General features: G+C 62.5%; 15 protein-coding genes. 4 read left to right on the forward strand and 11 right to left on the reverse strand.

Going from position 1 to position 15689, the window contains the following annotated elements:
• Positions 1-122: 122 nt before the first annotated feature.
• The 6 genes from NOV72_RS03265 to NOV72_RS03290 form a co-directional block, all read right to left on the reverse strand.
• Positions 123-1538, reverse strand: coding sequence for an OprD family outer membrane porin (locus NOV72_RS03265; RefSeq protein ID WP_106853270.1), 1416 nt, complete (start codon positions 1536-1538; stop codon positions 123-125).
• Positions 1539-1765: 227 nt separating this feature from the next.
• Positions 1766-2749, reverse strand: a complete 984-nt coding sequence (gene oppF, locus NOV72_RS03270) for a murein tripeptide/oligopeptide ABC transporter ATP binding protein OppF (protein ID WP_106853101.1) — start codon at positions 2747-2749, stop codon at positions 1766-1768.
• Complete coding sequence (locus NOV72_RS03275; protein WP_106853102.1) at positions 2742-3728, reverse strand: ABC transporter ATP-binding protein; 987 nt, start codon at positions 3726-3728, stop codon at positions 2742-2744. The genes oppF and NOV72_RS03275 overlap by 8 nt, the downstream gene beginning before the upstream one ends.
• Positions 3729-3731: 3 nt before the next feature.
• A complete protein-coding gene (locus NOV72_RS03280) occupies positions 3732-4622 on the reverse strand; it encodes an ABC transporter permease subunit (protein WP_181290815.1) in 891 nt (296 codons plus the stop codon).
• 10 nt (positions 4623-4632) lie between these two features.
• Positions 4633-5553, reverse strand: a complete 921-nt coding sequence (gene oppB, locus NOV72_RS03285) for an oligopeptide ABC transporter permease OppB (RefSeq protein WP_106853104.1) — start codon at positions 5551-5553, stop codon at positions 4633-4635.
• 39 nt (positions 5554-5592) lie between these two features.
• Positions 5593-7230, reverse strand: coding sequence for a peptide ABC transporter substrate-binding protein (locus tag NOV72_RS03290; protein ID WP_106853105.1), 1638 nt, complete (start codon positions 7228-7230; stop codon positions 5593-5595).
• Between the two features lie 436 nt (positions 7231-7666).
• On the opposite strand from NOV72_RS03290, the gene NOV72_RS03295 reads away from it, so the two are divergent.
• The 4 genes from NOV72_RS03295 to NOV72_RS03310 all read left to right on the forward strand — a co-directional run bounded on the left by NOV72_RS03295 (position 7667) and on the right by NOV72_RS03310 (position 13019).
• Positions 7667-8614: a LysR substrate-binding domain-containing protein gene (locus tag NOV72_RS03295; RefSeq protein WP_106853106.1), complete on the forward strand. Its 948-nt coding sequence runs from the start codon at positions 7667-7669 to the stop codon at positions 8612-8614.
• Between the two features lie 97 nt (positions 8615-8711).
• A complete protein-coding gene (locus NOV72_RS03300; protein WP_106853107.1) occupies positions 8712-9473 on the forward strand; it encodes an SDR family NAD(P)-dependent oxidoreductase in 762 nt (253 codons plus the stop codon).
• 140 nt (positions 9474-9613) lie between these two features.
• Positions 9614-11281, forward strand: a complete 1668-nt coding sequence (gene ggt / locus NOV72_RS03305) for a gamma-glutamyltransferase (RefSeq protein ID WP_425428708.1) — start codon at positions 9614-9616, stop codon at positions 11279-11281.
• A 331-nt stretch (positions 11282-11612) separates the two neighbouring features.
• Positions 11613-13019 (forward strand): NCS2 family permease, encoded by a 1407-nt coding sequence (locus tag NOV72_RS03310; RefSeq protein ID WP_106853271.1) that lies wholly within the window; start codon positions 11613-11615, stop codon positions 13017-13019.
• Positions 13020-13097: 78 nt separating this feature from the next.
• Here the strand turns inward: NOV72_RS03310 and NOV72_RS03315 are convergent, their stop codons facing one another.
• From NOV72_RS03315 to NOV72_RS03330, 5 genes are all read right to left on the reverse strand, one after another.
• Positions 13098-13820: a hypothetical protein gene (locus tag NOV72_RS03315; RefSeq protein WP_106853109.1), complete on the reverse strand. Its 723-nt coding sequence runs from the start codon at positions 13818-13820 to the stop codon at positions 13098-13100.
• Positions 13821-14044: 224 nt separating this feature from the next.
• Positions 14045-14482, reverse strand: a complete 438-nt coding sequence (locus NOV72_RS03320; protein WP_106853110.1) for an SRPBCC family protein — start codon at positions 14480-14482, stop codon at positions 14045-14047.
• Positions 14475-14798 (reverse strand): ArsR/SmtB family transcription factor, encoded by a 324-nt coding sequence (locus NOV72_RS03325; protein WP_106853111.1) that lies wholly within the window; start codon positions 14796-14798, stop codon positions 14475-14477. Before NOV72_RS03325 ends, NOV72_RS03320 begins: the two co-directional genes overlap by 8 nt.
• Before the next feature lie 141 nt (positions 14799-14939).
• Complete coding sequence (locus tag NOV72_RS32160) at positions 14940-15089, reverse strand: hypothetical protein (RefSeq protein ID WP_181290817.1); 150 nt, start codon at positions 15087-15089, stop codon at positions 14940-14942.
• Between the two features lie 107 nt (positions 15090-15196).
• A complete protein-coding gene (locus tag NOV72_RS03330; RefSeq protein ID WP_106853112.1) occupies positions 15197-15664 on the reverse strand; it encodes an RbsD/FucU family protein in 468 nt (155 codons plus the stop codon).
• Positions 15665-15689 lie beyond the last annotated feature (25 nt).

Genomic DNA, 15689 nt, shown 5'->3' on the forward strand with positions numbered 1-15689 from the left:
CCCGGCAGAGAAAGGCCTGCCGGGCGATGAGCGTGGCGAGACATGGCAATCCGCAGCACGCCCTCTCTTTATATGTGAAAGTTAAACGTAATGTAAACCGGTATTTTTGTAGGGTTTACGCTTTAGAACACATTCACCGGCACGTTGACCATCAGGCGGTACACATCGCTGGTTCCGTCCGGATAGTAGGCGCTGTTCCTGTGATGATGCATGTAGTAGAACTTGACCGACGTGTTCTTGAACTTGCCGTCCGGGATCGTGTAGCTCGGAATCACGCCGAATTCGTAGTGCGTGCCGTGGAGCGGTTCACCCTCGCCCACCTTGTTGCCCGACCAGTAGCTGGCCGCATTGGCCGTACCGCTGTAGGCCATTGCGCTGCCGTCCGCACCCCAGCCATATGCGCTCCACATCGTGAACTTGAGGCCCGGTACGCCGTACTCCTTCATGTTCAGCGTGTACGACAGGCTCAGCGACTTTTCGTGCGGCTGGTTGTAGTCCACATCGAGCGAATTCGAGAGATAGTCGCCCGCCGACTGGCCCATGTAGTCGAACGTCTGATCGCTCACGATCTGCTGGAACGCGACCTGCACCGTATGCGCGCCGTGCGTGCCGGCCAGCGCCAGCGAGTAAGCGTTGTTGTTGATCGGGCCTTGCCGCTTGTCGCCGATCGCGCCCGTGTAGTAGTAGTTCAGCGAGCCGGTCCAGCGGATGCTCTTCGGATCGCCGATGCTCTGCGTCGCCGTCAGGTAGTACTGCTGCCAAACGTCGTTCGCGACGCTGCCGTAGAGCGAGACCGCGGTATCGTCGCCGCGCGTCCAGTCGCCGCCGAAGTACGTGAATCGCGAGACGTGCGTGCCGGCGTATTCGGTCGTGAGACCGGTAACGGTCGTCATGCCGCGCGCGAGCACGCCGTCCACGGTGCCCGCTTTGAGCGTGAGGTTCTTGATCTCATCGCTGGCGAGCGAGAAGCCGCGGTAAGTCGGCGGCAACGCGCGGTTGTCGTGCGGCGAGAGGAACGGGTTGTCGAAGAGTTGCTGACCATACTTGAGCACGGTGTTCGACACGCGCGCCTTCACATCCCACACGCCCGGATACGCCCACGCCAGTTGATTCGACCCGCCGCCGTCCGTGCCAACGTGCACGCGATTGCCCGCCCCGTTGCCGCCATTCAGCTTGAACGCGCCGAAGAGCGACACGTCGCCGCCCAGCCCGATCAGCCCCTTCGTATAGCCCGATTCGAACACGGCCTGCGCGCCGAGCACCCACGCGTCCCGCTTGCCTTCGCCCTTGAAATCGTCGTGCTCGGTGAACGAGCGCAGCAGCACGTTGACGTGCGAATCCTCGATAAAGCCTTTCGATTTCGCCTGACTGCTCACCGGTGCATCCGCCTCGGTATTGGGCGGCGAATCCGGCGGCATTTCGGTGTGACGCGAGACCGGCTGCGCATCGGTTTCATCGGCATGCGCGGCGACTGCGGCAGCCATGAAACCGCTGAACAACAAAATCGATAGCGCGAGTGAACGTTTTTGTTTTTTCACGAAAAAAATCTCCACTTGTATTGATTCAACTGCGAACGGCTTTCATCGAAATTAAGGATTGCAAAGCACCTTGCCCGGAAACGCGAAGCAGTGTCGAGGCGTAAAGGCGGCGTGGCAAACCGGGCAAAGGACGGGCGACGCACGGCCGCCCCGGTTATCGGACTTGAGTTATTGCGGGGTGTCTTCCTCGACTATTGTTGGTTTTCTAATCTGGCGCGTACCGCCGTTCAGGCAAACAGGCACGCCGCCGACGAATCGGCGCCGAGCGTGCGCAACGCCGGCACTTCATTCGAGCAACGCGCCTGCGCCATCGGGCAACGCGTATGGAACACGCAGCCCGAAGGCGGATCGATCGGGCTCGGAATATCGCCCGATAAAATCTGCACGGTCTTGGCGCGCTCCACCGACGGATCGGGCACCGGCACCGCCGACAGCAGCGCGCGCGTGTACGGATGGCGCGGCGTGTCGTAGAGCGCGTGCTTCCCGGCGAGCTCCATCACGCGGCCGAGATACATCACCATCACGCGATCGGAGATATGACGCACCACGGCCAGATCGTGCGCGATGAAGATGAGCGCGAGCTTCATCTCCTTCTGCAACGACTTGAGCAGATTCACGATCTGCGCCTGAATCGACACATCGAGCGCCGACACCGGCTCGTCGCAGATCACGAGCTTGGGCTCGACGATCAGCGCGCGCGCAATGCCGATGCGCTGGCACTGACCGCCCGAGAACTCGTGCGGATAGCGGTTGATCATCTGCTCGCGCAGACCGACCTTCGCCATCATCGCGCGCACGCGTTCGTCGATTTCCCGTTTGCTCATGCCGGGCCGATGCTCGACGAGCGGCTCCGCGATGATCTGTCCGACCGTCATGCGCGGATCGAGCGATGCGAGCGGGTCCTGAAAGATCATCTGCACGTCGCCGCGCACGCGATGCCATTCGCGCGCCGATGCGCCCGAGAGCGTCGCGCCCATCCAGACGATCTCGCCGGCCGTCGCGGGAATGAGGTTCAGGATCGCGCGCGACAAGGTGGACTTGCCGCAGCCCGATTCGCCGACGACGCCGAGCGTCTCGCCCGCCTTCAGGTCGAAGCTCACGCCGTCGACGGCTTTCAGCGTACGGCGCGGCGCCCACGGCAGGCGGTTCTTCGACTTCACCTGAAAATGCACGCGCATGTCGCGCACGGAGAGAATCGTCGCGTCAGACATGGCTCGCTTCCTTCGTGATTCCATGAACCGGACGATGGCACGCCCGAAGCCAGCCCGGTTCGACGGCCTTCAGCGCGGGCGCGTCGGCGGCGCATTGTTCGTTCGCGTCGGCGCAGCGCTCGTGGAACGGACAGCCCGCCGGCGGATGCGCCATGTTCGGCGGATTGCCGGGAATGCCGGTCAGTTCGCCGCCGTCGTGATCGAGTCGCGGCAGCGCGCGCAAGAGGCCGATGGTGTACGGATGCGAAGGCTGCGCGAACAGCGTGTTCGCATCGCACTGCTCCATCACGCGGCCGCCGTACATCACCATCACCTTTTCGCACAGCCCGGCGACGACGCCGAGATCGTGCGTGATCAAGACGATCGACGTGCCGAAGTCGTGTTGCAGGTTGCGCAGCAATTGCAGGATTTGCGCCTGCACGGTGACGTCGAGCGCGGTGGTCGGCTCGTCGGCGAACAGCACTTCGGGTTCGCACAGCAGAGCCATCGCGATCATCACGCGCTGGCGCATGCCGCCCGACAGCTCGTGCGGATACTGCCCGATACGATGCGCCGCCTCCGGAATGCGCACGGCCTCGAGCATCGAAATCGCGCGCTTCTTCGCTTCACGGCGCGTGACGTTCTTGTGCAGTTCCAGCACTTCGGTCATCTGCCGCTCGATCGTGAGATACGGATTGAGCGAGCTCATCGGGTCCTGAAAGATCATCGAGAGGCGATTGCCGCGGATACGGTTCATCGCGCGATCCGACATGCCGATGAGATTCTCGCCGCGATACAGCGCGTGTCCGCGCGCGCGCCCGTTCGATGCGAGCAGGCCGAGCATCGCGAGCACGCTCTGGCTCTTGCCCGAACCCGACTCGCCGACGATGCCGAGCGTTTCGCCCTCCTCCAGCGTGAAGTTCACGCCGTTCACGGCGCGCACGGTGGCGTCGTGCGTCCGGAATTCGACCTGCAAATCATTGACTTCGAGTAGCGGCATGGCTCACCTGTCCTTCGGATCGAGCGCGTCGCGCAGCCCGTCGCCGACAAAGTTGATGCAGTAAAGCGTGATCGACAACAACGCAGCCGGGAACAGCAGGATCCACGGCGACGATTCCATCGCGCCGACGCCGTCCTGGATCAGCACGCCCCAGCTCGTCATCGGCTCCTGCACGCCGAGTCCGAGAAACGACAGCACCGATTCCGTGAGAATGACGGCGGGCACGGTGACGGTCGTGTAGATCGCGACGATGCCGAGCAGATTCGGCACCACATGCCGCGCGATGATGCGGCGCGTCGGCACGCCGATCGCGCGCGCCGCCTCGACGTACTCCTTCGAGCGGATCGACAGCGTCTGGCCGCGCACGACGCGCGCCATGTCCATCCACGAAAAAATCGTGATGGTGATGACGACGAGATAGAACTCGCGGCCGAGCAGCGTCACCATCAGGATCGCGATGAGCAGATACGGGATGGCGTACATCATGTCGACGATGCGCATCATCGCGTTGTCGACGCGTCCGCCGACGAAGCCCGCGATCGCGCCCCACACGATGCCGAGCGTGACCGAAGTCAGTGTGGCGAGCGCGCCGATCATCAGCGAGACGCGGCCGCCGATCAGGCAGCGCACGAGCAGATCGCGGCCGGTGTCGTCGGTGCCGAAGAGGTGCCAGTTCGCGAGCGCGGGCGGCATGCTCGTCGCGTTCCAGTCGGTGGAGTCGAATTCGTTCGGCAAAAGCCACGGCCCGACGATGCACGCGACCGTGATCAGGACGAGCAGGATCAGGCTCACGACGGCGGCCTTGTTGCGCAGGAAACGCGCGCGCGCGTCCTGCCACGGGCTGCGGCCCGCGACCGCCTTTTCGAGCATGGGTGCAAGAGAAGCAGATTTCATCGCGCGCCCTTCAATAACGGATCTTCGGATCGAGCCACGCATACGCGAGATCGACCAGCAGGTTGAGCAGCACCGCAACCACCGTGACCAGCACGACGAGGCCGAGCACGAGCGTGTAATCGCGATTGGCCGCGCCGTTCACGATCAGCTTGCCGATGCCCGGCAGCGAGAACACCGATTCCGTGACGACCGCCGCCGTGATCGACGAAATGGCGAGCGGCCCGATCACCGAGACGACCGGAATCAGCGTCGGCTTCAGCGCATGACGCAGGACGACGGTGCGCATCGGCAAGCCTTTCGCGCGGGCGGTGCGGATGTAGTTCGTGTTCAGCACTTCGATCAGGCTCGCGCGCGTCACGCGGCCGACCGTCGCGACGTTGATCATCACGAGCAGCGCGATGGGCAGCGCCATATAACGCAACTGGAAGTCGTTCCAGCCGCCCGCGGGCAGCCACTTCAGCAGGATCGCGAAAACGAGGATCAGCACCGGCCCGAGCACGAACGACGGAAACGCGTTGCCCGCATTGCTGACGAGCATGAGCGCATAGTCCGCGATGCTGTTGCGGCGCAGCGCCGCCGCGACGCCCAGCGCGACGCCGATCACGATGGCGAGCAGCATCGACACGCCGCCGATGGCGAGCGACACCGGCAGCGCGCGCAGCACGAGGTCGTTCACGCTCCAGTCGGCATAGCGGAACGACGCGCCGAGATCGCCGTGCAAGAGACCGTCGAGATAGAGCAGATACTGCTTCCACAGCGGCTCGCCGAGGTGGTACTTCGCCTGCAGGTTCGCAAGCACTTCGGCGGACACCTTGCGCTCGCCGTCGAACGGGCCGCCCGGCGTCGCATGCAGCAGCAGATAGCAGATCGTCACGACGATCAGAAGCGTCGGCAGCGTCAGCAACACGCGCCGCAACGTGTAAGACCACATGAGCGTTCCCCTTCGCTTATGGCAGTGATTTCAACGATGTCAGTGCTTGACGATGTAGAAGTCCTTGCTGTGGTAGTGATCCATCGGGTTCTTCAGCGAATAGCCGCCGACGTAGCTCTTCACGAGGCGCGGAAGGCCGTATTGCAGCAGCGGCAGAATCGGGTAATCGTCCATGATCATCTTCACGGCCTGGGTTTGCAATTGCGTGCGTTTGGCGGGATCCTCGGTCAGGCTCGCTTCCTTCACGAGCGCGTCAGCCTTCGGATTGCAGTTGGCGTTGTCGTTCTGGGCCGAGCCGCATGTCACGAGCTGCACAAAGGTCGAAGCGTCCTTGTAATCCGCAACCCAGCCGTTGCGGGCGATCTGATAGTCGCCGTCATGGCGTTTCTTGAGCAGCACCTTGAACTCCATCGACTCGATGTCCATCGTGAGGCCGAGCTTCGACTTCCATTCGGACGCGATGAAGATCGCCATTTTCTTGTTGTAGTCGCTTGTGTTCATCGCGAGACGCAGCTTCGTGCCCGGCTTCACGCCCGCCTGTTCGAGCAGTTTCTTCGCTTCCTCGACGCGCTTGGCCATCGGCCACGATGCCCAGTCGTAGGTCGTGACGTCCGCGCCGGACACGCCTTTGGGCAGCACGGAATACAGCGGAATCTGGCCATCGGCGGTCACGCGCTGCGCGAGCAGATCGCGGTCGACGACCATCGAAAGCGCCTTGCGCACGCGCACGTCCTTCAGCAGCGGATCGCGATTATTGAAACTGTAATAGCGCGTGCCGAGGATCAGCGAATTGCGCGCGTCGTTCGGGAACTGCTTGACGTATTTGGCATACGTTCCCGTCGGCATCTGATACGTCATGTCGTTCTCGCCCGACTGGAACAGCTTGACGTCCGTGTTCTCGTCCTCGACCGGCAGATACGTGACTTGCGTCAACTGAACGTTCGCCTTGTCCCAGTAGTTCGGATTCTTCACCATCACGATCTTGCTGTTGACCTGCCAGTCCTTCAACTGGAAGGGACCGTTGCTCACGAGGTTGCCGGGCTTCGTCCATTCCTTCCCGAATTTTTCGACGCTCGCGCGATGCGCCGGCGCGAAGTTCGGGTTCGACATCAGCTCGGGCATGAACGGGACCGGCCCGGACGTCTTGACTTCGACCGTGTACGCATCGATCGCGCGCACGCCGAGCGCGCTGACGGGCTTCTTGCCGGCGGTGACGTCGCCGCCGTTCAGGAGGAACACGCCGAACACGTTGGCGTAGGACGACGCCGTTTTCGGATCGACGAAGCGCTGGATGCCGTAGATGCAATCGTTTGCGGTGACGGCGTCGCCATTGGACCAGCGGGCGTTCTTGCGCAAGTGGAAGATCCAGGTCGTCGCGTCCTTCTGCTCCCACTTCTCGGCGACGCCCGGCACGACCGCGCCGTCGTTGTTCGTGGCAGTGAGGCTCTCGAACAGATCGGTCGTGAGGTTATAGGCGCCGACGGATTCCACCATCGCCGGGTCCAGCGTCTCGGTTTCCGATCCGTTGTTGCGCACGAGTTCCTGTTTCGCGGCAAGCGTGACGCCGGGCGGCACGATGGCGGCCGACGCGTTCAATGCGGAAAGGGCGAGCAGCGCCGCGGCGGCGGCGAGCTTCGTGCGTCGGACCGATGCGTGGGGAACGGCAAAAAACGTCATGGGGAATCCTCTCTTTGTCTCGATTGTCGATTGTCTTCTTTCGTTTTACTTGCGGTGATTCGCAGTCCTTCATGCATCGGCTTGTTTATCGCAATCTGGATAAACAAGCCGGCCTCGAACTTGGCGAATCGAACGAAGCGCTTTCTTGTCGCCGACGCGTGGTTGCGGCAATTGCACGCACAAAACACGCATTTCGCGAACGATTCTTACGCGTACGCTTTCATTCGCGCTTCAGGCTGGCGGCGAGTATTTCGCATCAATAAGAGAGATGCCACTCACATGTGCTTATAGTCACTAAATTTTTCGAATAGTCGTTCAATTTGTCAGATTTGCGCAATTTTCGGGTTTCTCAACACAAATTGGCTTAAGGCAGCAAGTGTTTGTTTCCTATAAGATTGCGTCGCCGTATAACAGTCGCTTCAATGCCGTCCGAGAGATGATCCGTTTTCGACAGATCGAGGCTTTTCGCAGCCTCATCATGACCGGCACCAGTGTCGGCGCAGCAAAAAAGCTCCATGTGACGCAACCCGCGATCAGCCGTCTGATCGCCGATCTCGAAGCCGATCTCGGCTTCAGCCTGTTTTCCCGAATCGGCGGCCGCCTGAATCCGACGACCGCCGGCCTGCGCTTCTACAAGTCCGTCGAAGAGAACTTTCTCGGGCTGGAGCGTCTGAAACAGGTCGCCGCCATGATCCGCGAGGAAGCGTCCGATGGCCTCACGGTCGCGTGCATGCCCGTGCTCGCGACGACGCTCCTGCCGCCCGTGCTCGCCGATTTCACCGAGCGTCACCCCGGCGTGCCGATCAAGGTCGATTCGGTGAAGGTGCCCGAAGTGCTCGTCAACCTTCAGAACCACAAGGCCGATATCGCGCTGAGTCTCGCGTTCCCGGCGGTCGCGGGCATCGAAGTGGAGACGCTGCTGAAGGCGCGCGCTTCCTGTGCGATGCCCGCCACGCACAAGCTCGCGAAAAAGAAGGTCGTGAGGCCGTCCGACTTGCGCGGCGAAAATCTCATCGGCTGGCTGCCGAATTCGCGTCAGCCTTACGACGCGGAGCAATCGCTGATTTCGTCGACGGAAGACCGGCCGCGTTACACCGTCTTCACCGACACCGCTCACACGCGCTACGCGATGGTCGCGGGCGGTCTCGGCATTTCGATCGTCGAGCCGTTCGCGGCGAAGGTGTGGCGCGCGCATGGCGTGGTCGTGCGGCCCTTCGAGACCGACATCGAGTACGAATACGTGCTGTCGTATCCGAGCAGCGGCATCCGCTCGGATCTCGTGGCGTCGTTCCGGAATTCGGTCAAGCGCGTGGTCGAACGTTATTCGTTCGAGGCGCCGCCCGAAGCCGTCGCGGGGGATGTCGTCCCGTCGAACGCGGATTGACCCGCCGGCCAGTTGCCTCGCCGCGAACGCGCAGTCGCGCTTCGCTTCATACTCTCGCTTGTCGCTTCGCTTCCAAAACCATCCACACGGAGCATTCATGCACGATCTGAAAGGCAAATCGATCCTCATCACGGGCGCGAGCACCGGCATCGGCGCGGCGGCCGCGCGGGCCTTCGCGCAATACGGCGCGAATGTCGCGGTTCACTACAACAGTTCGAAGGACAAGGCGGAGGAAGTCGCAAAGGACGTGCGCGCGCTCGGCGTCACGGCGATCACCGTCGGCGCCGACGTGCGCGACTCGAAGGCCATCGACGCCGCCGTCGCGCAGGCCGTCGATACCTTCGGCAAGATCGACGTGCTCATCAACAACGCGGGCAGCCTCGTGAAGCGCGAGCCGATCGCATCGGCGAGCGACGAACTCTTCGACGAGATCATGCACATCAACGCGCGCTCGGTCGTCGCGTTCACGCGCGCGGCGCTGCCTTCGCTGCGCGAGGGCGGCGGCGGCTCGATCATCAACGTGACGTCGGTGGCGGCGCGCAACGGCGGCGGGCCGGGCGCGCTGCTCTATGCGGCTTCGAAGGGCTTCGTCAGCACGATCACGAAGGGCATGGCGAAGGAACTGATGCCCGATCGCATCCGCGTGAACGCCGTCGCGCCGGGCGTGATCCAGACGCCGTTCCAGGAACGCTTCACCTCGGCCGAACAGCTCGAATCGTTCCGCAAGTCGATTCCGATGGGCTTCATCGGCGAGCCCGACGATTGCAGCGGCGCATTCCTCTATCTCGCGTCCGAGGCGATGTCGCGCTATGTGACCGGGCAGATCATCGATGTGAACGGCGGCCAACTGATGCCGTGACCGTTGCACGGCGGCGCTCGTGGTATATAAGGCGTCTGGTCTTTCGTCGCACGTAACAAAGGAGAATAAAGGAGATGCTTTTGACTAAAGAACCGCGCTTGCGCTCCTTCGCGCTCGGCGCCATCGCCGCTTCGGCGCTCATGACGGCGGGATTCGTCGAGACGGCGCCCGCCTATGCGAAAACCGCCGACAGCCAGCCGGCCGTTCTGACGGCATCGGCCGTCGCCGTCGCGGACAAATACGCCGCCGACACCGCCGAGCAGATCTTCAAGCAAGGCGGCAATGCCGTCGATGCAGCCGTCGCTATCGCCTTCACGCTCGCCGTCACCTATCCGGAGGCGGGCAATATCGGCGGCGGCGGCTTCATGACGCTCTACGTCGATCATCGACCGTACTTTCTCGACTATCGCGAGCGCGCGCCGCTTTCGGCCACGCGCAACATGTATCTCGACGACAAGGGCGAAGTCATCAAGGGCATGAGTCTCTACGGGCATCGCGCGGTCGGCGTGCCGGGCACGGTCGAAGGCATGTGGGAAGCGCAGAAGCGCTTCGGCAAGCTGAAATGGAAGCAGGTGCTCGCGCCCGCCATCAAATACGCGCAGGATGGTTTCGAAGTCGACGACCAGCTCATCAAGCGCCGCGACGACGCCTCGAAGGATTTCGCCGGCAAGACCAACTTCGATCTCTATTTCGGCGGCATGAAGGCGGGCCAGGTCTTCAAGCAGCCCGACCTCGCGATGACGCTGCAGCGCATCTCCGACAAAGGCGCGAAAGGCTTCTACGAAGGCGAAACCGCCAATCTGATCGCGAAGTCGATGGAAGGCCACGGCCTCATCACCGCGCGCGACCTGAAGGACTACAAGGCCGTGTGGCGTCAGCCGATCACCGCGAGCTGGAACGGCTATCGCGTGATCACCGCGCCGCCGCCGAGCTCGGGCGGCGTCGGCCTCGTGCAGTTGCTGAAGATGAAGGCCGATATCAAGGACAAGTTCCAGGACGTTCCGCTCGATTCCGCGCAGTACATTCACCTCGTCGCCGAAATCGAGAAGCGCGTGTTCGCGGATCGCGCGCAATATCTCGGCGATCCCGATTTCTACAAGGTGCCGGTCGCGCAGCTCATCAACGACGACTACATCCTGAAGCGCGCGCAGGAAGTGAACCCCGACACGCCTTCGGACACGAAGAGCGTGCAGCCGGGACTCGGCACGTCGATGCCCGAGAAAGCGGAGACGACGCACTTCTCCGTCGTCGACAAATGGGGCAACGCGGTGTCGAACACTTACACGATCAACGGCTACTTCGGCTCGGGCGTGGTCGCGGAAGGCACGGGCGTCGTGCTCAACGACGAAATGGACGATTTCGCGTCGAAGCCGGGCGTGCCGAACATGTTCGGCGTCGTCGGCAGCGATGCGAACTCCATCGCGCCGAAGAAGCGTCCGCTCTCGTCGATGACGCCGACCATCCTCACGAAGGACGACAAGGTCGCGATGGTGATCGGCACGCCGGGCGGTTCGCGCATCTTCACGTCGATCTTCCAGGTCATCACGAACGTGTACGACTTCGACATGCCGCTCGCCGAAGCCGTGGGCGCGACGCGCTTTCATCATCAGTTGCTGCCGCCGAACACGATCTTCCAGGAGCCGTTTCACCAGCTCGACGCCGGCGTGATCAAGCAGCTCGAAGACAAGGGCTACAAGTTCACGATGCAAGGCTTCAACGGCGACATTCAGGCGATCCGCATCGACGGCGACAAGCCCGAACCGATGTCCGATCCGCGTGGACGCGGCGTGTCGCGCGTCATCCAGTGATGCGCCGCACCACGGCGATCACGTAAAATAGCGGCCCGGGCCGGACTAGCGTTTGCCCTAGTCCGGCGTCCGGACGGTCCGGTCGAAGCCCCGCCCCGCGCGGGATTCGCGGCATATAAGCCCCTTGGCATGACCGGCATGTTTTTCATGGGATTGGACCCCGCGCTCTGTTCCCCTAGTCTCTGTCCTGACCGAGTGCAGCCGCAAGCGCACGTCACTCGGCATCATCCAGAACTACATACGAGACGACCCTGACGATGGCCCCGCAGTGCCCGCGCAAATGAGCGCGGCGCACGGTTGCCGTTTCAGCGCGCTGATAAAGGAGCAGCTCATGATGGAATCCCCCGCCCAGCAGCTTGGCGACATCGATATCGCGTCCCCTGAACGAGACGAAAGCAATCAGCCTGGCGGCGGCGGCTTTCTCGATCGCTACTTCGGCATTTCGCAAACCGGCAGCACGGAAAAGCGCGAGATCGTCGCCGGCGTCACAACGTTCCTCGCGATGGTCTATTCCGTGTTCGTCGTGCCGGGCATGCTCGGCAAGGCGGGCTTCGACACGAGCGCGGTGTTCGTCGCCGTGTGTCTCACCACGGCGTTCGGCTCGCTCCTGATGGGCGTCTGGGCGCGCCTGCCGATCGCGATCGGCTGCGCGATTTCGCTGACGGCGTTCACGGCCTTCGGCCTCGTGCTCGGCAAGGGCCTCACGCCCGCCATTGCGCTCGGCGCGGTGTTTCTGATGGGCGTCGTGTTCACGGCGATCTCCGTCACCGGCGTGCGCTCGTGGATCCTGCGCAATCTGCCGACGGGCGTCGCGCATGGCACGGGCATCGGCATCGGCCTGTTTCTGCTGCTGATCGCGTCGAACGATGTCGGCCTGATCATCAAGAATCCCGCGCCCGGCATGCCGGTTTCGCTCGGACATATCACGGCCTTTCCGGTGCTGATGTCGGTCGCCGGCCTCGCGGCGATCTTCGGTCTGGAGCGCCGGCGCGTGCCGGGCGGCATCCTGCTCGTGGTGGTCGGCCTGTCGGCGATCGGCCTGATCTTCGATCCGTCCGTGCGCTTTCACGGCATCTTCGCGCTGCCGTCGCTGTCGGCGCCGGGTCATACCTCGCTGATCGGCGCGATGGACATCAAGGGCGCGCTGTCGATGGCCGTGCTGCCGAGCGTGCTGGCGCTCGTGATGACCGCCGTGTTCGACGCGACCGGCACGATCCGCGCCGTCGCCGGTCAGGCGGGCCAGATCGACAAGAACGGCCGCATCGTCAACGGCGGCCGCGCGCTGACCGCCGATTCGCTGAGCTCGATCTTCTCCGCGTGCTTCGGCGGCGCGCCGGCGGCGGCGTATATCGAATCGTCGGTGGGCGTGGCGGCGGGCGCGAAGACGGGCCTTGCGGCCACGGTCGTCGGCGTGCTGTTCCTCGTGGTGATGTTCCTCTCGCCGCTCGCCGCGCTCGTGCCTTCCTACGCGACGGCGCCCGCTCTGATGTACGTCGGCCTGCTGATGCTCGGCAACGTCAGCAAGCTCCATTTCGACGATACCGTCGACACGATGTCCGGGCTCGTCTGCGCGGTGTATATCGTGCTGTCGGCGAACATCGTGACGGGCATCATGCTCGGCTTCACCACGCTCGTGATCGGCCGCGTCGTCGCGGGCGAATGGCGCAAGCTGAATGTCGGCACGGTGGCGATCGCGGTCGTGCTCGCCGTGTTCTATCTCGGCGGCTGGGCGATCTGACAGGCGGCATCGGCTGAAACGCAAACGGCGCGCTCCTCGCGGATGCGCGCCGTTGTTGCTTCTGAACTCGCGGAAGCGTCAGCCAGCGGAACCAGCGTTGGCCATCTGACGGATGCTGCGATCGACGCGGAACATGATCAGCGAAAGCACCAGCGTAATGAACAGGCCAGTCGCACCGGCGACCACGCTGACCGACTGAAGTGCCCCGATACGTTTTGCGGAAGCCTGTTCTTCTGCAGCGACCTTTTTCGTCGCGATGGCGGCGTGCTGCTTCGTCCAATCGGCTGCGAACTGAGTGATGGCGGAATTGACTACCGCGAAGAATTGGTCTTGCGAGCCGTTGACTTTCTTGCCCACGTCCGCCCGCGACAGCACGTCGTCAAGGTACTTTGTCTGCGCTTTCGCGTAGTCCGCGCCGCGATCGGAATTGTGCACCCATGAACCGACGAGTCCTTGCAAGTCGTCCTTCTGCAAGGCGAATCCGGTGCCCACGAGACTCTTTCCGTGCTTCAGCAGCACGGTGTGCAGACCATCGACGAGTGAGGCTTTTTCCTTTTCCGCCGGGTCTGTCGGTGCGGCGTCAGCGTTCTGTTCATCGGGGGATGCCTGATCGGTTTCCAGACGGAACGCCGACGCCTTGACTGTAATGTCCGAAGGCACGGCCGCCGCCTTCGCGTTGTAATCCATGACGGCCGGCACGCCCTCTACGATTGCGACGATCAGCGCCAGCGTCGCCAGCACTAAAAAGATGATTCTGACAAGTTGCAGATAGCCGTTTTCCAGCTTCCCAAGCAAATACATCGTGTGCGCCCCATTATTCGAAATTATTCTGATGTGCCGATAACTGAGCTGTACGGCACGGAAAAGAGATCGACCGCTCGTGCGGAAGCGGGGAAATTATCTCCGAGAGGAATCCCAACGATCGAGTCTTTATGTAATTTTTCGATATGCCTGCGTACAAGCAGCAACGCGCCGACAGAACACGTTGTCGGCGCGCTGCTTGAACTCCTCGCTTGCCGATCGGCCTACTTGTTGACGAGCGCCACTTGTCCCGTTTCCAGCAACGACTTGAGATTCGACAAAATCTTCGGCCAGCCGCCCGACACGGCCTCGATGAACGGCTTGCTCTCGCTCACATGCGTCACCGTGAGTTTGACCGCTTCGGCGAGCGCTTCGATCTCGTACGTGCAGCGGGACCAGCCCGCCTCCTTCAGATCCTCGCGAAACTCGTTGCGCCATTTGAGCACGAGGCGCTTGCCCGGCTCGGCTTCGAGCACTTCGCCCGCATCCGCGACGCGTCCGTCGGAGAACAGCATCTTCCATGACGAGCCGGCGGTCCAAGCGGATTCCTGGTGCATGCCGAACCAGTATTTCTTCACGAATTCCGGCGTCGTCAGCGCTTCCCACAGTTTTTCCGGCGTCGTGCGGATGTATGTGACGTAGACAAACGTATCGCTACTCATGGTCGTCTCCTTCAAGCGTGCGTTTCAGGTCGGATAGAGCGTCCAGACGCGGACGCTCGAACTTGCTGATCCAGCGTTGCGCGATCTCGTGGATCGGCACCGGGTTGAGAAAATGACGCTTCTCGCGGCCGCGACGCTGCGCCGATACGAGATTCGCGGCCTCGAGGATCGCGAGATGTTTCGACACGGCCTGACGCGTCATGCGAAGGCCGTCGCATAGCTCGCCGAGCGTCTGCCCGTTTGCTTCGTGAAGGCGGTCGAGCAGTTGTCTGCGGCTGGCGTCCGCGAGTGCGCGAAAAACCGAATCGTCATCCATGGACGCATTATGCAACCATTTGGTTGCATGTCAAGCGGCTTCGCTCGATAAAACCCGTCGCCCAAATACGACGACGCCCCGGAAGCTTTCGCTTCCGGGGCGTCGTTCGATGCTCCTGACCGGGATGCCGTCGCGGCGCGCTTACTTGCGGCGATACGATTCGACAAGAATCTCGCAGTTTTGCAGATGCAGTTGCAGCGCACGATTCCACTCACGACGCACCGCAGCCTTCGCCGCGCGCAGCCAGGAACCGAACGAAACGAGCAGGGATTGTTGAGCGGTGGTTTTCATGAGCGCCTCAGGGTAAGTAGCTAGGGAATAACCCTAACTATACGCTTTTCACGCTGCGAAGCAACAATTTCTCAAAAAAGCAACAGGGTAATCCCTTATACGCCCGGTCACTTTTGCTGGGGCGCGTCCGGCGCCAGTTGCACGCCCTTTTTGAAGATGAAGCAGCCGTAGCCGCGCATTTCGCCCGTGGCGATCACGCAATACGCCTTCTTCGCGCGCTCGTAGAACGCGAACCGTTCGACCGGCGCGAACGGCACCGCGCGACCTTCGGCGGCGTCGATTTCGCGCTGGGCTTCGCGCTGCACGGCGGGTAGCGCGGCCGCATCGCCGACGACTTCCATGCGCTCGGCAGGATGATCGACGAATGTATCGAGCGGCATCACCGACAGCACCGCCTGCACTGCGCGCGGCGCGCTCACGCCGTCGAGCCGCAGCAAACGGCCGAGCACGGTCTGACGCGCGACGGAATCGGCGGGAAAGTTGGCGTCGCAGATGACGACTTCGTCGCCGTGTCCCATCGCGCAGAGGGCGTGCAGGATGTCGGCGTTGAGCAGCGGATCGATGTTCTTCAGCATGTTTTCTTGTTCTCCATGACGTGTC

Origin of the sequence: Caballeronia novacaledonica, from assembly GCF_900258035.1 — a bacterium.
Lineage (GTDB): Bacteria > Pseudomonadota > Gammaproteobacteria > Burkholderiales > Burkholderiaceae > Caballeronia > Caballeronia novacaledonica.